This window comes from Fundidesulfovibrio terrae (genome assembly GCF_022808915.1).
In the GTDB taxonomy this organism is placed as follows: domain Bacteria; phylum Desulfobacterota; class Desulfovibrionia; order Desulfovibrionales; family Desulfovibrionaceae; genus Fundidesulfovibrio; species Fundidesulfovibrio terrae.
Genome location: NZ_JAKZFS010000005.1, coordinates 332981 through 347129, shown reverse-complemented (window position 1 = coordinate 347129; position 14149 = coordinate 332981). Strand labels below are relative to the sequence as shown.

The window sequence follows — 14149 nt, the reverse complement described above, 5'->3', positions numbered from 1 at the left end:
GGCTCTGCCCTTGACCCGCCAGGGGGATGATCCCCCTGAACCCTGCAATTTGCTTCGCTGCAATTTGCTTCGCGTCGATCATCGGTGTTACCGATGATCGACGCGAAGCTACTTAAAAGTTTTTGAAAGAGAGTCCAGAGAGAGAACTTTGTTTTAAAAGTTCTCTCTCTGGCCGCCGGAGGCTCTTCATGTCTAGCTCTTCCTCTTCATCCAAGCCCTGGGGCGGCCGGTTCGCCGAGCCCACCTCCAAGATCGTCGAACGCTACACCGGCTCTGTCCGCTACGACAAGGCCCTCTTCGAGCAGGACATCGCAGGCTCCAAGGCCCACGCCCGCATGCTCGCCCGCCAGGGCGTCATCAGCGAGGCCGAGGCCGTAAAGATCGTGGGCGGCCTGGACATCATCCTGAGCGACATCCACGAAGGCCGGTTCGTCTGGAAGGACGAACTGGAGGACGTGCACATGAACATCGAGGCCCGGCTCACCGAGATGATCGGCGATGCGGGCCGCAAGCTGCACACGGGCAGGTCCAGGAACGACCAGGTGTGCCTGGATTTCCGGCTGTTCGTGAGCGCCAGGCTTGAGGCATGGAGCGAGCTTCTGGCGGGATTGGTTAAAGTGCTGGTTGAACGCGCCGGGGAGCACGCGGAGACGATCCTGCCTGGGTATACGCATTTGCAGCCCGCCCAGCCCGTGAGCCTGGGGCACCATCTGCTTGCCTACGCCTGGATGTTCAAAAGGGATTATGAGCGCTGCCAGGACGCCCTCAAGCGCTCGGCCGTGTCTCCTCTTGGGGCGGCGGCGTTGGCGGGCACGACGTTCCCGCTCGATCCGAAATCGGTGGCGGAGGAGCTTGGGCTGTACGGCACCTTCGGCAACAGCCTGGACGCCGTGTCGGACAGGGATTTCGCCCTGGAGGCGCTGTTTGTGGGATCGACGGTGATGACGCACCTGTCGCGCATGTGCGAGGAGATCATCATCTGGGCCAACCCCAACTTCGGGTACGTGGCCCTGCCGGACGCCTTCGCCACGGGCAGCTCCATCATGCCCCAGAAGAAGAATCCGGACGTGGCCGAACTCATGCGCGGCAAGACCGGCAGGGTGTACGGGGCCTTGATGGGCCTAATGACCCTCATGAAGGGGCTGCCCCTGGCCTACAACCGTGACATGCAGGAGGACAAGGAGCAGTTCTTCGACGCGGATAGGACGGTCAGCGATTCGCTCTCCATCATGGCCGAGATGATGCAGGTGATGGGCTTCAGGCCGGAACGGATGCTTCAGGCCCTCAAGCTGGGATTCTTGAACGCCACGGAGCTCGCGGACTATCTGGCGGCCAAGGGCGTGCCCTTCCGGGAGGCCCACCATGTGTCCGGTTCGGCCGTGGCCATGGCCGAGAAGAAGGGGTGCGGTCTGGAAGATCTGACGCTTGAGGAGCTGCGCACGCTTTCGGATAAGATCGAGGCCGACGTGGCCGAAGTGCTCAAGTATGAGACGGCCATGAAGCGCCGGAACACCCCCGGGGGCACCGCGCCCGAGCGGGTTCAGGAGCAGCGCTCGGCGCTCAAATACTGGCTTGCGGGGTTGTAGGTGGCGGAAGCGTATAGGGGTCGAACCTACCGAAGGGGATGAGCCTTCCACTGGATTTGAAGTCCAGGCGCCACACCGGTGACGATACGCTTCCAACCGGACGGACCACATAACCTTAAATCCTCGTGAATTCAACTCCGGGCTCATGGACAGCTAGGCTCCGAAGTGTTACCTGAACCGCTGGGGTAAAGCCCCACGGAGGAAGTGACTTGAATAATTTCACCAAGAATTTGGGCATCTGGGCGGTCATCTGCGTGGTCATGATCGTCCTGTTCAATCTTCTCAATCAGCAGCCTCCCCAAGCCTCGAAACTCGCTTATTCCGAGTTCATCAAGAAGGCCACGTCCGGCCAGCTCGAATCGGTGCGCATCCAAGGCCACCGGATCGACGGCATCACCACGGACAACCAGCGCTTCTCCACCTACGCGCCCAGCGACCCGACCCTGGTCAAGACGCTCATCGACAACAAGGTCCAGGTTCGCGCCGAGCCCGAGGAGGAATCTCCCTGGTACGTGTCCATCTTCGTCTCCTGGTTCCCGATGTTGCTGCTCATCGGCGTGTGGATATTCTTCATGCGCCAGATGCAGGGCGGCGGCGGCAAGGCTTTGTCCTTCGGCCGCTCGCGCGCGCGGCTCATCAACCAGGAAACCCAGCGCGTCACCTTTCAGGACGTGGCGGGCGTGGACGAGGCCAAGGAAGAGCTCTCCGAGATCGTGCAGTTCCTCTCCGATCCCAAGAAATTCACCCGCCTGGGCGGGCGCATCCCCAAGGGCGTGCTCCTGGTTGGATCGCCCGGCACCGGCAAGACCCTGCTGGCCAGAGCCGTGGCCGGTGAAGCGGGCGTGCCCTTCTTCTCCATCTCCGGTTCCGACTTCGTGGAGATGTTCGTGGGCGTGGGCGCGGCCCGCGTGCGCGACCTGTTCGTGCAGGGCAAGAAGAACGCCCCCTGCCTGATCTTCATCGACGAGATCGACGCCGTGGGCCGCCAGCGCGGCGCGGGCCTGGGCGGCGGCCATGACGAGCGCGAGCAGACCCTGAACCAGCTGCTAGTGGAGATGGACGGCTTCGAATCCAACGAAGGCGTCATCCTCATCGCGGCCACCAACCGCCCCGACGTGCTCGACCCGGCGCTCCTGCGCCCGGGCCGTTTCGACCGGCAGGTTGTGGTGCCCACCCCGGACGTGCGCGGCCGCAAGCGCATCCTGGAAGTGCACACCCGCCGCACCCCCATCGACAACTCCGTGGACCTGGACGTGCTGGCCAAGGGCACTCCCGGTTTCTCCGGCGCCGACCTTGAGAACCTGGTGAACGAGGCCGCGCTCTCCGCCGCGAAGCTCAACCGCGACCGCGTGGTCATGGCCGACTTCGAGATGGCCAAGGACAAGGTGCTCATGGGCAAGGAACGCCGCAGCCTCATCCTTTCCGACGAGGAAAAGCGCACCACCGCCTACCACGAGGCCGGTCACGCCCTGGTTGCCAAGCTTATCGAGGGCTCGGACCCGGTGCACAAGGTCTCCATCATCCCGCGCGGCCGCGCCCTGGGCGTGACCATGCAGCTGCCCGAGGACGACCGCCACACCTATTCCAAGAAGTACCTGACCAACTCCATCGTCATGCTCATGGGCGGACGCGTGGCCGAAGAAGTGGTGCTGGACCAGCTGACCACCGGCGCGGGCAACGACATCGAGCGGGCCACCGCCACGGCGCGCAAGATGGTCTGCAAATGGGGCATGAGCGAAAGGCTCGGGCCGCTCTCCTACGGCGAAAAGGACGAGGAGATCTTCCTCGGGCGCGACATGGTGGCCCACAAGAACTTCAGCGAGGACACCTCCCGCCAGATCGACGCCGAGGTGCGCGACATCGTCGAGAAGTGCCACGCCAGGGCCAAGGATCTTTTGAGCGGCAATATCGAGGCTCTGCACCTCATCGCCAAGGCCCTTCTTGAGCGTGAGACCATAAGCGGCGCCGATATCGACAAGCTCATGCGCGGCGAGGAACTCCCCCCTGTGGAGATCAAGGCCGACGCCCCCGCCGATGGCGCTTCCAAGGCCGAGGAACCCAAGCCGGGTTCCGGCGATGCATCCCCGGGCGCGGGCCAGCCCCAGTCCGGCGAAGGCTCGTCGGGCGCGGGCGGACGCGGGGAATCCTCCACAGCCACCGGCGAGACCCCGTCCGGCGAGGGCAAAACCTCCTGATCGGGCTTTTTGTGACAATCGCGCGCGTCAGGGCCGCAGCATGAGCACCATGGGTACTCTCGACCTGGGCTTCGGCTCCCTCGCTGGAAGCGTCACCTGGACAGTCAAGGGGGGGCGGGTTTTGGGACCCGCCCCCTTCCTCGTCATGGGTATCGTCAACGTCACCCCGGATTCCTTTTCCGACGGCGGCCGCAACTTCGATCCTTCGGCCGCCTGCGCCCATGCCCTGCGCATGTTGGAAGACGGGGCGGCCATGATTGACGTGGGTGGCGAATCCACCCGTCCTTTCGCTGACCCCGTGACGGAAGAAGAAGAGTTGCGCCGGGTTTTGCCCGTGGTGCAGGCCGTTCTGGGCAGCAAGCCGGATGCGGCCGTCTCCGTGGACACCTACAAGGCCCGCGTGGCGCACGAATCCCTGGAAGCCGGGGCGCTCATCGTCAACGACGTGTCGGCCTGCGCCTTCGAGCCGCAGCTCAAGGACGTGCTGGCCCAGCACAAGCCCGGGTACGTTCTCATGCATTCGCTGGGCAAGCCGGCAACCATGCAGGTCGAGCCCGCCTACGGGGATGTCGTGGCCGAGATCGGCCGTTTCTTCGAGGAAAAGCTCGAAATGCTGGTCAAGGCCGGGCTCCCCGAGGACCGCATTGTGCTGGATCCGGGCATCGGCTTCGGCAAGACGCTTACGCACAACCTGGCCATCATGCGCGGGCTCGGATCTTTCCTGGCGTTCGGACGCCCCGTCCTCATGGGGCTCTCCAACAAGTCGTTCCTCGGGGGGCTTCTGGGGCTTGGCGTCGGTGAACGCGGCCCGGCCACCCAGGTGGCCACGGCCCTGTGCCATCGGCGCGGCGCACGCATCCACCGGGTTCACGACGCGGCAGGAGCGGTGCGGGCGCTCACGCTCACGGAGGCCATAGGGTGACGGACTGGATCAAGGAAATTCTCTCGTACGCTCCCATCAGCTGGAGGGAGGTCCTGGACATCCTGCTGGTCGCGGTGCTCTTCTATCGGTTGATCCTGCTGGTGCGGGGCACGCGTGCCGTCTCCGTGCTGCACGGCATCATCGTGGTCGTGGTGGCGTACTACCTCTCCGGCGAATTCGGGCTCTTCACCCTGCACTGGCTGCTGACCAATTTCCTGAGTTCCTTCTTCCTGGTCATGGTCATCCTGTTCCAGGCGGACATCCGCAAGGCGCTGTCCCAGGTGGGGCTTCGCTGGTTCGGCGGCGCGAACACCGCCGCGCGCGACGCCGACCGGGCGCATGAGTTGGCCGAGGCGCTCGGCGCGCTGGCCAAGCGCAGGATGGGCGCGCTGGTGGTGCTGGAACGGGGCATGCCGCTCGGCGATATCATGGCCAGGGGCGTTGAACTCTCCACCAGGCTCTCCGCGGACGCCCTGCTGACGATCTTCCACCGCGAAACGCCGCTGCACGACGGGGCGCTGGTGGCGCGCGGCGATCAGGTGGCGGCGGTGGCCTGCATCCTGCCCCTGGCGACATATCAATCCCTGCCTGCGTCCTTCGGCACGCGTCATCGGGCGGCCGTGGGCGTCACCGAGGAATCCGACGCCCTGGCCCTTGTTGTCTCCGAGGAGCGCGGCGAGATCCGGGCGGCCCAGGGCGGCAAGCTCTCCGAGCCCCTGGACCAGGACGCACTGGTGAAACTCCTCTTGGCCAAATGGGTGGAAAGACAGTGACCTCCAATTGGTATTACCGGGTTCTCGCCCTTTTTCTCGCATTGGTTTCATGGTATCTGGTCATAGGTCGGGAGAAGGTGGACACCTGGGTGCAGGTGAAGATCGAGATTTCCGGACTGGGCGACGGGCTCATGATCCGCGGCGCGGCGGGCGACACCCTGGACGTTCTGGTGCGCGGCCCCAAGGGGCTCGTGCGCAAGATCGAGCCGGGCGGGCTGGTGTACACCCTGGACGCCCGCAAATTCGCTCCAGGCATGAACACCGTTGTGGTGGAGCCGGGCGCCATCCCCCTCTCCAAGCTGTTCGAGGTGGTGGAGATAAGGCCCTCGCGGCTGGACGTGGCCGTGGAGCGCCGCCTGACCAAGGCCGTGCCCGTGCGCCTGGCTTTCCGGGACGCCGTGGGCCGAGACTTCAGGATCCAGGCGTCCATCGAGCCGCCGCAGGTGTCCGTCACCGGCCCAGAAACCCTGGTGCGAGAGCTGCGCGAGGTGCCCGTCCAGCCCCTGGCGCTGCCCGAGGACGCTTCCGGCAAGATCGACGCCCTGGCCAACCTCGTGCTTCCGGATCAGGTGGAGGCCTCGCCCCGCATGGTCAAAGCTCATGTGGAATACCAGCTGAACATGCGCGAGGCGGCCGTGGAGGCCCCCTTGCGGCTGGTCTACCAGGGCAAAGGGACAGTGGCCGTGGTGCCGGATTCCGTGATGATCCGGTTCAAGGCCCCGGTGACGCTCCTGCGCGAAGGAGCCTGGAGAGGACTGGTGGACGCGTTCGTGGACGTGGACGCCAAGACCCCGCCCGGACGCCATGAAACGACTTACCGCGTCACCCTGCCGCAAGGGTGTGAATTGATACAGGCCCGGCCGGACAAGGTGTCCGTCCTGGTGAAATGACAGGAGTCACGATGAACAAGCGCCTTTTCGGAACCGACGGCCTGCGCGGCCAGGTGAACATCCATCCCATGACCCCCGAAGTGGCCCTGCGCCTGGGCCTTGCCGCCGGAGCGCACTTCCGCAACGGCAAGGGTCGCCACAAAGTGGTCATCGGCAAGGACACCCGTCTGTCCGGCTACATATTCGAATACGCCCTGTCGTCAGGCTTCTGCGCCTCGGGCATGGACGTTTTCCTGGTTGGACCGCTGCCCACCCCGGCCATCGCCTTCCTCACCCGGTCCATGCGCGCCGACGTGGGCGTGGTCATCTCCGCCTCGCACAACCCCTACATGGACAACGGCATCAAATTCTTCGACCGCCACGGCTTCAAGCTCCCCGACGAGGCCGAGGACCAGATTGCCGCGCGCGTCACCGACGACGACTGCAAGTGGGATTTCCCCGCTCCCGAGGAAGTGGGCCGTGCTTTCAAGATTCAGGACAGCCCCGGCCGCTACAACGTCTACCTCAAGTCCACCATCCCTTCCGAGCTCACCTTCGATGGCCTGAAGGTCGTCATGGACTGCGCCAACGGCGCGGCCTACCGGGTCTCCCCTCTGATCTTCGAGGAGCTGGGGGCCAAGGTCATCAAGCTGGGCGTCGAGCCCGACGGCACCAACATCAACCGCAAGGTGGGCTCGCTCTATCCCGAGGTCACGGCCCGCATGGTGCGCGAGACCGGCGCGGACATCGGCATCGCCCTGGACGGCGACGCCGACCGGGTGATCGTGGTGGACGAGAAGGGCAACGTGCTCGACGGCGATCAGATCATGGCCATCTGCGCCCTGGACCTCATGGAACGCGGCAAGCTGCCCCACAACATGCTGGTGGCCACGGTCATGAGCAACATGGCCCTGGAAGTGTTCATGAACGAGCGCGGCGGCACGCTCCTGCGCACCCCCGTGGGCGACCGCTACGTGTTCGAGGCCATGCGCCGCGAAGGCGCGGTGCTGGGCGGCGAACAGTCCGGCCACATCATCTTCAAGCGTCACGCCACCACCGGCGACGGTACGCTGGCCGCCCTACAGCTCATCCGCATCATGCTCCAGCGCGGCAAGCCCCTCTCGGAACTGGCCCACCTGCTCGAGCCCTATCCCCAGCTGCTCATCAACGTGCATGTGGAGCGCAAGATCCCCTTCGAAGAGGCCCCGGCCGTATTGGAGGCCGTGAAGGAAGCCGAATCCGCCCTGTGCGGCAAGGGTAGGGTGCTGCTGCGCTATTCGGGCACGGAATCCGTGGCCCGCGTCATGGTTGAGGGCTCCGACCAGGGCCAGGTGAAATCCCTGGCCGAATCCCTGGCCGCGACTCTCAAGGAGCACTTGCGCTAGCCCCGGCGTTTTCACTGGACTTTTCGCACCAATCTCCTAGAATTCGTCTTTGGAGCAATGCGGGGCCCGGGCTTTTCCGGGTTGTGAGGGGTGTCGCCCCGGCCCCGAATCGCGCTGCGGGCGGTCCCGCGTGAAGTGACAATCCTCGAAGGAGAAGGCCCATGGAGATATCGAAGGTCGTGATTCCGGTCGCGGGGTGGGGCACCCGGTCGCTGCCGGCCACCAAGAACGTTCCCAAGGAGATGCTCCCCATCTTCAAGAAGCCGGTGGTGCAGTACGTGGTCGAGGAAGCCCAGAGCGCCGGCCTCAAAGACGTGGTCTTCATCACCAACCGCAACAAGACCATCATCGAGGATCATTTCGACTACAACCTGGCCCTGGAGAACATCCTGGAGCGTTCCGGCAAGACCGAACTGCTCCAGACCGTGCGCCAGACCGCCGAGATGGCCAACATCATCACCGTGCGCCAGAAGAAGCAGCTGGGTCTGGGCCACGCAGTGCTCTGCGCCAAGGAAGTGGTCAAGAACGAGCCCTTCGCGGTCATGGTGGGCGACGACCTCATGTTCAGCATGGAACCGGGCATCCGCCAGCTGATCCAGGTGGCCCAGTCCGAGCACATGCCCGTTGTGGGCGTCATGGAAGTGCCCGCCGACAAGGTTTCCAGCTACGGCATCATTGATGCCGACGAATTCTCCTCCGGGCTCTACCGCGTGCGCGACCTGGTGGAAAAGCCCAAGCCCAGCGAGGCGCCCTCCAAGCTGGCCATCGTTGGCCGCTATGTGCTCTTCCCGGACATATTCGAGCACCTGGAAGCGCTCAAGCCTAACAAGGACGGCGAGTACCAGCTCACCGACGCCCTGCGCGGCCTGGCCAAGAAGGGCCGCCTGCTGGCCGTGAAGATTCGCGGACAGCGTTTCGACGCCGGTGACTGGGTGGACTACCTGGCCGCCAACATCTACTTCGCCCTGCAGGACGAGGAGCTGCGCTACCCGCTCATCTCCAAGTTGCGGGATTTCATGCCCGTCTAGCAGGCCGCGCCATTTCGGCCCGCGAGCCTTTTCGCGCCGCTCGCCGCTTTGACGGCGGGCGGCGCTCTCGTTAAGAACTGACGGGGCGCTGCCCCGTACCCCGGCAGGGCGCTGCCCTGCACCCGCCAGGGGGATGATCCCCCTGGACCCTCAGTAGCTTCGCGCCGACCAGCGTGATTACGCTGATTGACGCGAAGCTATAAAGGATTCCAAAGGAACTTCGTTCCTTTGACCGCCGGAGGCATCTTCCTCTTCGCTCCTCTCCGGCTGCCTCCCCAGGACACTATGACGTTGCCATCGCCCCCGCTTCTGCGCATCGCGCTCCTCTCGCCGCCCTTCGCGGCCCTGACCTATTCTCTTCCCGCGCATTTTCGCGGCTGGGATTTCCCGCCGGGCATGCGCGTGGCCGTGCCCATGGGCCGGTCCGTGCGCGCGGGCGTGGTGCTTGGCCCGGCCGAATCCATGCCCGAGGGCATTGAGGCCAAGGACGTCATCTGGCCCCTTGAACTTGCGCCTCTCCTGACACCCGCCTACGTCCGGCTGGCCGAGAACTTGGCGTCGCGGCAGATGGCCCATGCGGGGCAGGTGCTGGCCACGCTTCTGCCCGCCGGGCTCAAGCTGGCCCGGGCCACGCTGTCGTTTCTCCATGGCGGCAAAAAGCTAAAGTATCCGTTGAGCAAATTGGACGAAGCCCCGGTCCCGGTGGCCGATCTGGCCGTGGCCTGGAGAGGGGGCGAGGCGTTGCTCGCGGTGACCTCCGCCGAGCCGGAACCGGCCTACCGCCTGCTGGTGGACCCGCCCTGGCCGGTGCGTCCGGCCGCCTCGGCGCAACTGGCGGTGCTGGAGATGCTTTTCGCCCGGGGACAAGCCACGGCGGCGCAGCTGCGCGAGGCTTTGGGGCCGGGCATCTCGCAGGCGCTCAAGGCGCTGGAGGGCAAGGGGCGCATCATATTGGGGCCGCCGCCCGAAGAGCCCGAGGAAGAGTCCGTCATCGGCGAGCCGGAGGACAGGCCGCCTCTCACGCAGGCGCAACAGGCTGCCCTGGACGAGATGCTGCCGTTGCTGGCGAGTGGCGGAGGAGGAGGCGAGCGCCTGGTGCACGGCGTCACCGGAAGCGGCAAGACCCGCCTCTATTTCGAGCTGGCCGGCGAGGTGCTGCGCCAGGGCCGGTCGGTGATGCTCCTGGCCCCTGAGGTGGCCCTGGCTGCCGCCCTGCGCGACCGTGCGCGCAGCTGGTTCGGTTTCGACCCCGTGTATTCCCACGGCTACCAGACACCTGTCAGGCGCGAGCGCACCTTCCGAGAAGTGGCCGTGTCACGCTCGCCGCGATTGGTGGTGGGCACGCGTTCGGCGCTTTTCCTGCCCGTGCCGGACGTGGGGCTGATCATCCTGGACGAGGAGCACGACTCATCCTTCAAGCAGGACGAGCGCCTGCCCTACCAGGCCAAGGAAGTGGCCTATTTCCGCGCCCGGCAGGACGGGGCGCTCTTGCTGCTCGGATCGGCCACGCCGGACGTCAAGACTTACCAGGCGGCCCTGGACGGGGCCGCGCCCATGGTGGTCATGCCCAGCCGGGCCGGGGCGGGAAGGCTGCCCGATGTGGAGCTGATCGACCTGGCCCCGCGCGACCGTGCGGTGCAACTGAAGCAGCGCCTGGACAAGGATGGAGCGGGGCTACTGGCCGAGCCCAGCATCCGGGCGCTGAACGAGACGCTTACGCGTGGCGAGCAGGCCATGATCCTGCTCAACCGCCGGGGCTACTCCCCGCTCATCTTCTGTCTGGACTGCGAGCAGGTGGTGCGCTGCCCCAGCTGCGAGGTGTCGCTCACCTACCACAAGGGGCGCGAACGCCTGGTTTGCCACTACTGCGGCCAGAGCTTCGGGTTTCCGCGTCCCTGCGGCTCCTGCGGTGGATGCAACTTCCTGCCCATGGGCGAAGGCACCGAACTCCTGGAGGAGCAGCTGTCCGCTGTGCTGCCCGCCGAGGTGGGCGTGGCCCGGCTGGACCGCGACGCCGCGCGCCGGGCGGGGCGGGCCGAGGAGATCCTGGCCGATTTCGCGCGCGGGCGCACCCAGGTGCTGGTGGGCACGCAGATGCTCACCAAAGGCCACGACTTCCCGGACGTGACCCTGGTGCTGGTGGCCGACGGCGACATGGGGCTCAACCTGCCGGACTACCGGGCCATGGAGCGCAGCTTCCAGATGCTGGTGCAGGTGGCCGGGCGGGCAGGGCGCGGCGAGAAGGCGGGCAGGGTGCTCATCCAGACCAGGAGCCCGAACGATCCGTTCTGGGAGCTGGTGAAAAACGCCGATTATACCGGATTCTTCGCCCAGGAGATCGAGAAGCGCCGCAAGTACGGCTATCCGCCCTTCGTGAAGCTCGGGCTGGTGCGGGCCAGTTACGCCAGGGACTACGAGATGGGGCAGGAGGCGTTGACCGAACTGGGCCGCGCCCTGCGGGGCGTGCCCGGCGTGCGTGTGCTCGGCCCGGCTCCGGCTCCCATTGCCGTGATGCGCGACCGCAGGCGCTTCAACTGCCTGCTCAAGGCGGCGGACTGGCCGTCCATCCGGCAGAGCTTCGCCAAGGCCCTGCGGGCGCTTGGGAGTTCGAGCAAGCTTAGGCTGCAGCTGGACCTGGACCCGGTGGACATGATGTAGAGCCATTCCCCGTTGGACATCGCCCCCGTTTCGGGTATTACTCCGATACGAATCATTCCAATTCTCAAGGGGTAGCCCATGTCCGATTTCAAGCAGAACGACGATTCCGTCCTTTTGGGCGCCGTGGAAAAAATCCGCTCCGAGCGCCGCAAGGCGGGCCTCGAGGGCCTGGTGGGCGGGCTTGAGGCCGTGGTCATCACCACCGAGCCGGACCACTTCGTCCCGGCCATATGCGAACTCCTGGGCAACACCGGCCATTGCGTGTCCGCGGCCTATTCGCGCGGCCCCCACGACGTGTGCATCCTTTCCCAGGAGGGCTCGGCCGACCTCATCATCCAGACTCGAAAGGCGGGCGTGAACCCCTTCGCCGCCGCCAACCAAGGTGCCAAGACGGCCTCCGTCCCCAACACCCGCCTGGAAACCTTCATCTTCAAGTGCCGCGACGTGAAGGAATACTTCAAGACCCAGCGCAAGCGCGGGGTGGAATTCCTTTCGGACGACGTCATCAAGACTCCCAACTACACGTACGCCCAGACCATGCCCTCGCGCTTCACGGGCAACTCCATCGGGCTCGTGGAGTGGAAGAGCCGGGAGTCGGACTACCTCACCCCCGACTGCGCGCCCCTCTCCCTGGATGTGGCCAAGCCCGACAGGCCCTGGCTTAACAACATCAAGGACCTCGACCACGTGGCCACCCGCGTGCGCGCCGAGGAGCGTGACGCGGCCATCCTGGAGTTCATGGAACTCACCAGCTACGACTTCTCCTTTGCGGTCTACGTGGACTTTTTGAACTCCATCACCAACGTGGCCAGGCTCTCGCCCGACGACTACGCCCAGGTGTTCACCTCGGGCATCGCTCCCTTCACCACGGTGGAGCAGTCCGGCCCCACGGAACTTTTCATCCACAACTACGGCCCGCGCAGCCACCACATGGCCTTCACCACCGAGAACATCGAGGACACAGTGGAGTCCCTCAAGGGCCAGGGGCAGGGCTTCCTGTCCGACCTGGTGGGCTCGCGCGAGGAAGGGCTCAAGCAGATCTTCACCAAAATGAGCCCCAACACGCTCCTGGTGAACGAATACATCCGCCGTTACGACGGATTCGACGGGTTCTTCACCAAATCCAACGTCACCCTCCTGACCCAGTCCACGCTGAACCAGTAGAGCCTCCGGGCTTACCCCCTCATGAAAAAGAAGCGGCCGGGACTTTCGTCCCGGCCGCCATGGTCACGTCCGGCAAACTCCGATTAGAACTTGTACTGCAGGCCGAAGGCGACCTTCCAGGCGTCGCCGTTCTGGGCTTGGTTCACCAGGCGGTGGCCCCAGACGCTCGACTGGAAGGAGCCGTGCGCCCAGCCGGTTTCCACGATGGCGGCCAAGTTCTCGTAGATGTTGTACTGGTTGTCGAAGTTGACGCCCATCACGTACTCGTTGGTGGTCAGGTCGCGTCCCATCTGCACATAGTTGCCGGTGCCCCAGATGGTGTTGGCGTTACGCAGGGCGCGGGCGTTGTTGGTGCCCTGGGCGTAGGTGAAGGTCAGGCGATGGGTCAGGTCCTGCATGAACGAGATCTTGTTCAGCGAGACCGCGAAGCCCCAGGTGCCGATGGGGTTCAGGCCCATGTGGCCGGCGGCGAACGCCTGGCTGGAGTCGAACAGGAACGAGGTCGAGGGTCCCCATGAGCCGACCACGGTGGGCATGCGCTCCGAGCCGTTGCCGGTGGATTTGTCCTCGCCGGTGGAATACCAGAAGGTCGCCTGGGGGGTGAGCATGTCGAAGCCGGTGTATTCGGCGGCCACATCGAAGAACAGGCCGGCGCGACGCCTGCTGCCCTGGTCGGAGGCGCCTTCGCCGTAGATCACGTCAGCATAGAACTTGAAGGGATCAAGCGCGGTGACGGCGAACGAGGAGCCTACCCACCAGTACACGGTCTGGCTCTGCGTGAACCCGGTGTTGGCGCCGGTCATGTAGCCGGCGGAAGCCAGGTTGGTGGCCAGGGACTGGTCGGTGTAACGGGGGGAAGATCCCACCGGAGTGGTGTAGGTGGCATCCTTGCCGGCGACGGCCAGCATGCCCCAGGGAGTGGCCGAGAAGCCGTCCAGGGTGATGGGCATCACCAGGAAGTAGCCGTCAAGTTCGTCGGCGACCTGCTTGGTGGTGGTGTCGAAGTCCTTGTTGGAGTCGAGCAGGCGGGTGAAGCCGCCCACGATCTTCAACTGGTCGATCACGGGGATGGACACCACGGCGGCGGCGGCGCGGGTGCCGCCGAACACCGGGCTGGAGTTCAGGATGCCGGGGGCGGAGATGGGCAGGTCCATGTCCTGGAGGCCCACGGTGAACTCCACATCGGTGCTGGGCCACTTGAACTGCAGGAAGGCCTGGTACACGTCGATGGAGGTGGCCGGGTTGTCCACGGTGAAGGTGTCGTTGCCCCAGGCCTTGTTGTTCACGCGGATGCCGAAGCGGAATTTCAGGCCCTCGTTGGCGATGAAGTCGGACCGCAGGCGGAAGCGCTCCCAGATGGTTAGGGAGTCGCCGGTGTTGGTGCCCTTGGCGTTCCAGCCGGTGTAGTTGATGTTGTTCCAGAAGTTGGCGTGGATACGGGCGTCGCCGGTCATCTTGACCTCGGTGGCGGCGGAGGCGAAAGCCACGCAGCCGAACACCATTGCGGCAATCAGGGCCAGGCTAGCAAAACGCTTCATGTTTTTCCTTACTCCTTTGTCATGAAGGGTT

At 65.1% G+C, this 14149-nt stretch carries 10 protein-coding genes and 1 tRNA gene; 9 read left to right on the top strand and 2 right to left on the bottom strand.

Annotated features, from left to right (window positions below):
• Nucleotides 1–188: 188 nt before the first annotated feature.
• The gene (argH, locus tag ML540_RS16265) at nt 189–1586 is read left to right on the top strand and encodes an argininosuccinate lyase (RefSeq protein ID WP_243363729.1); all 1398 of its coding nucleotides are present in this window, start codon (nt 189–191) and stop codon (nt 1584–1586) included.
• 1 nt (nt 1587) lies between these two features.
• Here the strand turns inward: argH and ML540_RS16260 are convergent.
• Nucleotides 1588–1680, bottom strand: a tRNA-Sec gene (locus ML540_RS16260).
• A gap of 115 nt (nt 1681–1795) precedes the next feature.
• Between ML540_RS16260 and ftsH the strand changes: the two genes are divergently transcribed.
• The 8 genes from ftsH to ML540_RS16220 all read left to right on the top strand — a co-directional run bounded on the left by ftsH (nt 1796) and on the right by ML540_RS16220 (nt 12580).
• Nucleotides 1796–3781 carry an ATP-dependent zinc metalloprotease FtsH gene (gene ftsH / locus ML540_RS16255; RefSeq protein ID WP_243363726.1) on the top strand — a complete coding sequence of 662 codons (1986 nt, stop codon included), beginning with the start codon at nt 1796–1798 and terminating at the stop codon, nt 3779–3781.
• Nucleotides 3782–3821: 40 nt separating this feature from the next.
• Nucleotides 3822–4703, top strand: a complete 882-nt coding sequence (gene folP / locus ML540_RS16250; RefSeq protein WP_243363716.1) for a dihydropteroate synthase — start codon at nt 3822–3824, stop codon at nt 4701–4703.
• Nucleotides 4700–5476 carry a diadenylate cyclase CdaA gene (gene cdaA, locus ML540_RS16245; RefSeq protein WP_243363714.1) on the top strand — a complete coding sequence of 259 codons (777 nt, stop codon included), beginning with the start codon at nt 4700–4702 and terminating at the stop codon, nt 5474–5476. Before folP ends, cdaA begins: the two co-directional genes overlap by 4 nt.
• A complete protein-coding gene (locus ML540_RS16240) occupies nt 5473–6366 on the top strand; it encodes a hypothetical protein (protein WP_243363712.1) in 894 nt (297 codons plus the stop codon). Before cdaA ends, ML540_RS16240 begins: the two co-directional genes overlap by 4 nt.
• Before the next feature lie 11 nt (nt 6367–6377).
• Nucleotides 6378–7730, top strand: a complete 1353-nt coding sequence (glmM, locus tag ML540_RS16235) for a phosphoglucosamine mutase (RefSeq protein WP_243363701.1) — start codon at nt 6378–6380, stop codon at nt 7728–7730.
• A 161-nt stretch (nt 7731–7891) separates the two neighbouring features.
• Nucleotides 7892–8758, top strand: a complete 867-nt coding sequence (gene galU / locus ML540_RS16230; RefSeq protein ID WP_243363692.1) for a UTP--glucose-1-phosphate uridylyltransferase GalU — start codon at nt 7892–7894, stop codon at nt 8756–8758.
• A 285-nt stretch (nt 8759–9043) separates the two neighbouring features.
• On the top strand, nt 9044–11416 hold the full coding sequence (gene priA / locus ML540_RS16225; protein WP_243363689.1) for a replication restart helicase PriA: 2373 nt from the start codon (nt 9044–9046) through the stop codon (nt 11414–11416).
• Between the two features lie 78 nt (nt 11417–11494).
• Nucleotides 11495–12580, top strand: coding sequence for a hypothetical protein (locus tag ML540_RS16220; RefSeq protein ID WP_243363680.1), 1086 nt, complete (start codon nt 11495–11497; stop codon nt 12578–12580).
• Between the two features lie 83 nt (nt 12581–12663).
• Here the strand turns inward: ML540_RS16220 and ML540_RS16215 are convergent, their stop codons facing one another.
• A complete protein-coding gene (locus tag ML540_RS16215; protein ID WP_243363678.1) occupies nt 12664–14118 on the bottom strand; it encodes an outer membrane homotrimeric porin in 1455 nt (484 codons plus the stop codon).
• Between the last annotated feature and the right edge of the window lie 31 nt (nt 14119–14149).